Below are 7,542 nucleotides of genomic sequence, written 5' to 3'. Positions count from 1 at the left end.
GGGGGGACCAAGCCGCCCCACGTCGGTCGGCGACGTCGTGGTGGTTGCGGTTTCGCGCTGCCGGGACCGCCCCGGCTCGACCTCAGCGCAGGGGCGCGTCCGGGTACGTCACCGCGAGGGTGCGTTGGGCCAACTGCGCCAGGGTGCAGTGGTCTTGGCCCGGGAGGCCGGTGCCGACCCGGATCGCGGGCGGCGACGGCCAGGCCGCCTCCGCGCCGTGCAGGATCCCGGCGATCGAGCCCGCCAGCGGCGCGGTGGTGTGGATGTCCCAGCCGGCGCGCACGGTCAGGCCGATGCCCCGACCCGGATCGCCGTCACCCCACAACAGCCCCGCCGCGACCAGGCAGGCGTTGCCCAGCGCGTCCCGCCGGGAGCCGGTCCCGTACCGCTGATGCACCTCGGCAGCCGCCTGCTCCCAGGTCCGGCCGCGGGTGTGGGCCACCAGGACACCCTGAATCGCCCGCGACAACCGCGACTCGACCGGCACATGCCGTAACGAGACCCCGACCGCCTGGGCCGCGTCCCGCGCCGTGAACGCCGCCGCCGCGAGCGCCGCGCTCCACATCGCCGCGTACAACCCCTCCCCCACGTGGGACACCGCCGCGTCCTTGCGGGCCAACCGCGCGGCCCGCCTGGGATCCCCCGGAGCCGCGTACCCGTACAGGTCCGCCCGCGCCATCGCCTCGTCGGTCCCGCCGTGCGCGCTCGCCCGGGACGCCGTCGCCGGCGGCAACGCCCCGCCCAACAGCGCCTCGTACGCGGCCTGTTCGGCCGCACGCTGACGCAGGAACGGCAGGGTCAGCAGCCACAACGCCCCGACCTGCGCACTGGTGAAGCCCGGTCCGTACAGCTCCAACACCCGCAGGCTCAACACCGACCGGTCCATCGCGTCGCTGCGATCCTCCGCCCGGGCGGCATCCGGCACCCCCGACCCGTCCGGAATGCGGGCCGCCTCGTAGGCACCGAGACAACGTCCGATCCAGCCCCCGTGCATGCGATCCAGCAACACCGCGCCGGATGGCGGCGGGTCGATGGAACCGGCCGGCGGCAGCCCCTCGTCGACGAGCCGATCGACGGCGTCAGCCGGATCGTCACACCTCGGACCGTTCCGGCTCGGGCCGTTCCGTGTCGAGCCCTCCGCCGACAGGCGCTCCCGCTGCGGACGCCGCCGGTCGAAGCAGTCCCGCCCGCGCTCGTCTCGCCCCGGGCGATCCGCGTCGGGACGCCCTTCGTCGAGACGCCCTTGATCCGGCCGATCCCGGCCGAGGCGACCTCGTTCCGGATGGGCCCTGCCCAGCAGGTCCCGCTCCAGACCGTCCCGGCCCCGGTCGTCCGCCGCGCGCTCGCCTCGGGACCCCTCGCCCGGAGCGAGTCGCCCGTCACCCGCCACCGGGTCGCGGCTCACCCCGTCGTCGCCCGAACCACTCCGCACCGAACGACCGCTCCACCGCAAACCTCGATCGCCACCGCCGCCGCCCTGCCCGCGATCGACCCACCTTCCGCGCCCCGAACCCACGTTGTCCGATTCCCGACCATCCCGAGCCGTCTCCGCCACGCGCGTCACCGCTCCTTCGCCGACCGACTCCGCCCCGAAACCGCCGCCCGCCCCGGCGCTCACCACCGCTCCCACCCGGTCCCACGCACCCGCACGGGACGAGCCCCCTGCCGACGCCGATCACCTGCCCGACGGCGACTCCGGGTGCCCAAGCCCGCTCGTACCGCATCATGCTCCGGCCGATCGGCGAAAGACCAGACGCCCGAGACGACGGATTGGACCCAAATGTGATGCCCTATCACATGCCCTGCGCAGGCTATGGAACTGCCCTGGTCCGGGCTATTGGCAAGCCTTGACGAAGTTCAGACGCAACCCGCTGAAATTCGTCACGACCCAGGGGGTTCGCTGACGCCGCGAATCGCGTACCTTATCGGCCATGACCTCGGCTCGCGCCTATGACGGCGGCATCTACTCGCCGTATTCGGAGACCCCGATCTACGACCGGCTCGTGGCCGAACGCGGTCGGCCGGAGATCGGCCCCTTCAACCTCCCCGTACCGGACTTCGCCATGCACCCGCTCTTCGGCGAACGCCCGGCGCTCCCGGCCCTGCCGGCCCTGCCGTCGTCGTACTCGTCGCCCGCCCCGGCGTACGGGTCCACGTACGGCTCGTCCGCCCCGGGCTACGGCTACAACGCGCCCGCCCCGATGCCGGCGCTGCCCGCCGCGCTGCCGGTTCCGGCGCAATACGGCGGTGGCTCCCCGCAGTACGGCGCCGGTCAGTACAACAACGCGCACATGTCCGGGTACGCGTCGATGGCCCCGGCCGCGCCGCAGGCACCCCAGCAGGCCGTACACCAGGCGCCGCAGCCCGGTGCCGGGCAGTACGCCGCGCAGTACGTACAGCCGCCGCAGGTGCCGACGCCGCGCGTGCCGAACATGGGCGAGCCGGGCCAGTTCCCGCCCCGCTACTGATCGCGCGCCACCCGTACCACCCGCACCCCGTGCGGCACCGTCCCGAGCCGGCCGGCGCCGCACCGATCCCCCGTCGGCTTCCCCGGGCCGGCGTGAAACAGTGAAGGCATGCACCACCTCGCCTCCATGCACGTGTATCCGATCAAATCCGCACGCGGTATCGACCTCTCCGAGGCCGTGGTCGAACCGTGGGGCCTTGCCGGCGACCGGCGTTGGATGCTCGTGGACGAATCCGGTCGGTTCCTCAGCCAGCGCAAGAACCCGCTGCTGGCCACCGTGACGGTACGTCGAGAGTCGGGCGGGCGACTGGCCCTACACGCGCCCTCGATGGACGAACTGTGGGTCGAGCCGACCGCCGACGCGCACCTCGTCCCGGTGACCGTCTGGAACGACGAGGTCAAGGCCGCCCTGGGCTCCGACGACGCGCACACGTGGTTCGGCAGGTTGCTGGGGATCGACGCACGACTGGTGCATCTCGACGACCCGACCCGACGAATGCCCGATCAAGAGTATGCGGACGCGTCCGATCGGGTGAGTTTCGCGGACGGGTTTCCGCTGTTGCTGACGACCACGGGCTCACTCGAAGCGTTGAACGCCGTGATGGATTCTCCGCTGCCGATGAACCGGTTCCGCCCCAACGTCGTCATCGACGGGCCCGAGGGCTGGGCCGAGGACCACTGGCGCCGAGTCCGTATCGGCGAGGTCATCTTCCGCGTCGTCAAGCCGTGTTCGCGCTGCGTGATCACCACGACCGACCAACGGACCGGCGAACGCGGCCCCGAGCCGCTCAGATCCCTCGGCAAACACCGCCGGTTCGGCAAGAAGCTGATCTTCGGCCAAAACCTGATCCCCGAACTGCCCGCCACCAAAGCGGGGACCCTCCGGGTGGGCGACCCCTTCGAGGTCCTCGAATCCGCCTGACCACCCGACGGATCGGCACCCGACCGGCCGACCGGGGCCGCACGCGTCGGCGCAGGGACGGTGGTCGAGGAACTCGGCCCCGACGCCCACGTGTACGGCATCGGCACCTCGGCACCCGCGCCCGCCGCCCCACCCGCCGCCCCCACCGCGCCCGTGCGATTGACTGTACGGCGAGATCGGAGCACAGGGGGTCAAGACACCGATGACGACGACAACCAACGCAACGCCTCGGGTCCCGGACGCCGCATGGCTGGAGGCCCGCTTCGGCAGCGGCTCGCTCTGGCGGCCCGACGAGGCCGACCTTCCCGCGGAACTGACCGACCGCGAAACTCGCAACTTCCTCACCACCACCGGCTTTCCCGCCGTCGCGATCGACCTCGTCGAGTTCGACTCCACCCACCTACGGGACGCCGACGAGCCATATCTGTTCGACGCCGACGAACTGTACGGACGTCGCTACCCCGACGACGACTCGCCGCCCGAGAACTTCTGCTTCACGATAGGCATGCACTTCGACCAACAACTCATGGTCGACACCGACATCGGCGAGATCAACCACTACGACCCTTCCGGCTGGGACCACGGAGACGGCGACAAAGGCATCGCCACCTCCTCGCTGCCGACCCTGGCCCTGCTCCTGGGCCTGGTCGTCGAACGACGCGATGCCCTGGAAACCGACGACGACCGCATCCGCCACGCCGCCATCGCCGAACTACGCGTGCACATGGCCGCGATCGAACCCGAGGTGGACAACTCCCCCTTCTGGGACAGCGTGTTCGACCACCTTTCGGCCTGACTTCTCCAAAGCCACCACTCCGACGCGCCCTGAACCGCCCCCCGAACGCCGCTCAAGGGAATCCCGTTCAGCTCATCGCTTCGCCCATCGCCTGTCGGAGATGGGTGGTTCGGTGCCGCGTCGGGTCGGCGGCCACCGCCGAGGCGAGGGCCGGCCCCGCCGCGTGCACGATCGAGACGTGGCGTTCGCCTCGGGTGACGAGCGTGTACATGAGAGCTCGGGTGTAGGCGTCGGCACCTTCGGAGGGAAGTACCACCACCGCACCCGGACGGCGAACGCCCAGGGACTGACGAGCCGTCAAAGCCCAACCGTGGCGCAGTTCGGCCCGCTGGACCGGCTCGGGAGCGGCCGCGCCGAAGGCCACCACCACCCGGCCGTCCGGGAGAACGTCGCCCACGATTCCTCGAACCACCCCACCACCGGGGTCGCTCGCGGCCCGAACGACGCAGTCGCCGACGTCGATCGACACAGCGGAACTCCGGTCCTCGGGGCTCGGATTGAGCCTCGCCTTGAGCACCGCGTTCAGCGCGGTCGCCCCGGCAGGTCCGGTGGCGAGGGGCGCGACCACGAGCACATCCCGGGCCGCAATCCCGATCGCCCGCGGAATCGAGTCGGCGACCAGTTGGGCACATCGATGGGCGGCCTCCTCCCCGGTGCGGGCCGGAATCAGTACGGCGCGGCGGTCCGGGTCCTGGATCGGGGGCAGCCGACCGTCACGGATCCCGTCGGCAAGTGCCTCCAGCGGACCTTCGGGAACGGTCGGGGCGACCAGGGCACGGATCGTACCGGTGGCCGCGAGATCAGTGAACACCCTTCCCGGCCCGGTGGATTCGAGGCCGGCTGGGTCACCGGCGAGGAGGAGCCTGGCACCGTCCGGTACCGCCTCGAAGATCGCGGCGGCGGCGGTGACGTCGAGCAGGGTCGCGTCGGTGACCACGAGGAGGTCGAGTTCGAGCGTGCCGTCCGGGCCACGCTCCATCGCGGCAAGTTCCCGCAGCCCGACCGCACCCGCACCGAGCCGATCCCGGCCGTCGAGGGTCGGCGCGACCACGACCACGCGCAGGCCCGCCTCCCGGGCCTGCGCGGCGACGGTCAGAACCGCGGCCGGGGGTTCCTCGCCGGGACCTGCCGCATACAGCAGAACCCCGTTGTCGCTCAGCGCCCGACCGAGCTTGCCGTCGCCGATCTCCGGCCACGGCTCAACCGTCGACAACAGCCGGACAACGGCTTCGGCGATGGCCTCCTCGGCAAGGGCATAGTCGTCGAGCGCAAGCAAAACCCCGCCGACGACGCCCAATTCATCGGGTTCCTCGAAGTCCTCCTCCAAGTCGCCGTCGATCTCCCCACTCTCACCGACATCATCGATACTCGCACCGGATCCCCCGGATCCACGCGGCGCAGCGGCAAAGGCCATCACCCGGCCCTCGGCGAGTATGGCCCGCAGCGCCGTGTCCGGATCACCCACCTCGAAGTGCGCGAGCGCGGCCCGCGCCGCATCGGCCTCGATCGCGGTATCCCCCTGACGGGCGGCCCGTCGCAACAACCACAAAACGATCGCGCGCACCCGTCGAGGATCATCGGCGACCCAGCCGGCGCCGAGTGCTCCACGCGCGAGCAGGTCGGCTTGCCCGGGCGCGATCGCGGGTACCGCGAGTACCGCCCAGGGGTCCGCCGCCAGCAACTCCGCAGCCTCGTCCCCCAACGCGGCGGCCACTTGCGGCGCCATCCGCTCCGGGGCCCCGGCAGCGGCCAACACCCGAGCAACATCCGCAGCCACGGCGGCAAACGGCCGCCGATCCCGGTCCACCGGCGCCGCCGCAGGCACAGCAGGCAAACCCCCCATACCGGGCCCCACCCAACCCCCACCACCCGCCCGACCACCGGGTCGCGGCGAACTCGGCCCGCCGACACCGCCATCCCCACCCGGGCCGACCTCCGCCCGCACCTGACGCCGCTCCCCGTCGCGAGCATCCCGCCCGACATCCCGCGTCGACAACACACCGGCACCGGACGGGTCGTCCGCAGCCCCGCTCTCGGCATCCGAGCCCCGCGGCAGGACCGACTCGTGGTCGGCGATCGGGGCCGCAGCCACCGTCGGATCCGGAGAGTCCCGATCAGCAGGAGCAGCAACCCCACCCTCCGAAGTCGCCTGCGAACCAAACACCCCATCCGCACCGCCTACCGGCATCGGACTCGCAGCCTCCGAAGCAACCGAAACAGTGCTCTCGGGGTCCGGCCTCGATGCCGCCGCCGAATCCGCCGCGCCGGTTGCCGGCGATGCCGAGCTCGCGTCGACCGAAGTACCCGGAGCCGTGGTCTCGTTGTCCGGGCTCGGCGGCAGTTCGACATCGTGCACCGATCGCGGGGCGGAAGAGCCGCCCTCCTCTCGAAGGGCGGACGGATCGGTGAGCGAGGGCTCCTCGCCGGCCTCCACGCGCGCGGCTTCGGCCGCAAGCGCGGCAGCCTCGGCGGTGTCGGCAGCCACGGCGGTACGCCTGCGGGCACGCTCGGCGCCGTCGGAGTGAGGAGCGTCGATATGTGCGACACCGCCGACGACCGTCGGGGCCTCGCCGCGCGCCAACCTTGCGAGTTGGTCGCGCAAGAGCGCTACCGGATCAGGCTTGTCGGACGCCCAGGTCGAGCCGTCCTCCCCAACCGCGGGGGCGGACTCGTTCTCCGCAGCACCGTTCGATTCGTCACCGTTCACGCCCACACCGTCCGCTCCACCGGCACCGCCAGTGCAACCTGCACCATTCGCTTCACCCACACCACTTGCACCACCCACACTGCCGGCACCACTCCTACCGCCGCGCCATCCACTCCACCGACAGCGCCCATTCTTCGCGCTCCCGTTCACCACACCCAATCCGAATGCGTTCGCGCACAAACACCCCGACCGATTCTGCCGACCACCGGCCCCGCCGGATCCGGACTCGCGCCGCACCCACCAAGCCCACGACCATGGCGACACTCTCGCAGCCGTCGCCGACGCCACAGCAAACGCGGCACAGACGGGCCATCCGAGCCACAGCCAAGGACGAGTGACCACACGTCCCGGCAAGCAAGGTGCCGGCCGGCCCAGACGGGCACAGGCGAACCCCGATCCGGCTGCGGTTCCCCTGCGGGTGGCTCGGGTTGCGCCCCCACCCGCTCCACCCGTTGCCCCCCGCTCGAACGCTGCGGTTCTACAGGCACCGGAGCGACCCGGTCAGGCCCCCAAGCCACCATCGTGGCCCTGGTCCACCACGATCAACCGGCTGCGGCAACGCATGGGGCCTTCCCCGAGCCCCCGAGTACGGCTGCGGCCCGGCGCGTCAGCGCCCACGACCCGGTCGAAACCTCGTGATCGACGCGCGC

Annotated in this window: 5 protein-coding genes; 3 read left to right on the top strand and 2 right to left on the bottom strand. The window is 71.7% G+C overall.

Annotation, left to right across the window (positions count from 1 at the left end; translation table 11 throughout):
• Window positions 1–82: 82 nt before the first annotated feature.
• Complete coding sequence (locus tag ACFXMF_RS02570; RefSeq protein WP_379992580.1) at window positions 83–1,009, bottom strand: ADP-ribosylglycohydrolase family protein; 927 nt, start codon at window positions 1,007–1,009, stop codon at window positions 83–85.
• A 922-nt stretch (window positions 1,010–1,931) separates the two neighbouring features.
• On the opposite strand from ACFXMF_RS02570, the gene ACFXMF_RS02565 reads away from it, so the two are divergent.
• The 3 genes from ACFXMF_RS02565 to ACFXMF_RS02555 all read left to right on the top strand — a co-directional run bounded on the left by ACFXMF_RS02565 (window position 1,932) and on the right by ACFXMF_RS02555 (window position 4,185).
• Window positions 1,932–2,468, top strand: a complete 537-nt coding sequence (locus ACFXMF_RS02565; protein WP_360317657.1) for a DUF6643 family protein — start codon at window positions 1,932–1,934, stop codon at window positions 2,466–2,468.
• Window positions 2,469–2,576: 108 nt separating this feature from the next.
• Window positions 2,577–3,389 (top strand): MOSC domain-containing protein, encoded by an 813-nt coding sequence (locus ACFXMF_RS02560; protein ID WP_379992581.1) that lies wholly within the window; start codon window positions 2,577–2,579, stop codon window positions 3,387–3,389.
• Between the two features lie 202 nt (window positions 3,390–3,591).
• Window positions 3,592–4,185, top strand: coding sequence for an SUKH-4 family immunity protein (locus tag ACFXMF_RS02555; RefSeq protein ID WP_360317661.1), 594 nt, complete (start codon window positions 3,592–3,594; stop codon window positions 4,183–4,185).
• A gap of 67 nt (window positions 4,186–4,252) precedes the next feature.
• On the opposite strand, the gene ACFXMF_RS02550 is transcribed toward ACFXMF_RS02555, so the two are convergent.
• Window positions 4,253–5,941, bottom strand: coding sequence for an AAA family ATPase (locus ACFXMF_RS02550; RefSeq protein ID WP_380018076.1), 1,689 nt, complete (start codon window positions 5,939–5,941; stop codon window positions 4,253–4,255).
• Between the last annotated feature and the right edge of the window lie 1,601 nt (window positions 5,942–7,542).

It is taken from the genome of Embleya sp. NPDC059213 (genome assembly GCF_042754445.1).
GTDB lineage: Bacteria > Actinomycetota > Actinomycetes > Streptomycetales > Streptomycetaceae > Embleya.
The sequence above is the reverse complement of the archived record's forward strand: the minus strand, read 5'-3'. Positions and strand labels throughout refer to the sequence as shown.

Excerpts from the sequence above, each read along its gene's own strand:
- ACFXMF_RS02555 (WP_360317661.1), top strand. The coding sequence starts at position 3,592 with ATGACGACGACAACCAACGCAACGCCTCGGGTCCCGGACGCCGCATGG.
- ACFXMF_RS02565 (WP_360317657.1), top strand. The coding sequence starts at position 1,932 with ATGACCTCGGCTCGCGCCTATGACGGCGGCATCTACTCGCCGTATTCG.
- ACFXMF_RS02560 (WP_379992581.1), top strand. The coding sequence starts at position 2,577 with ATGCACCACCTCGCCTCCATGCACGTGTATCCGATCAAATCCGCACGC.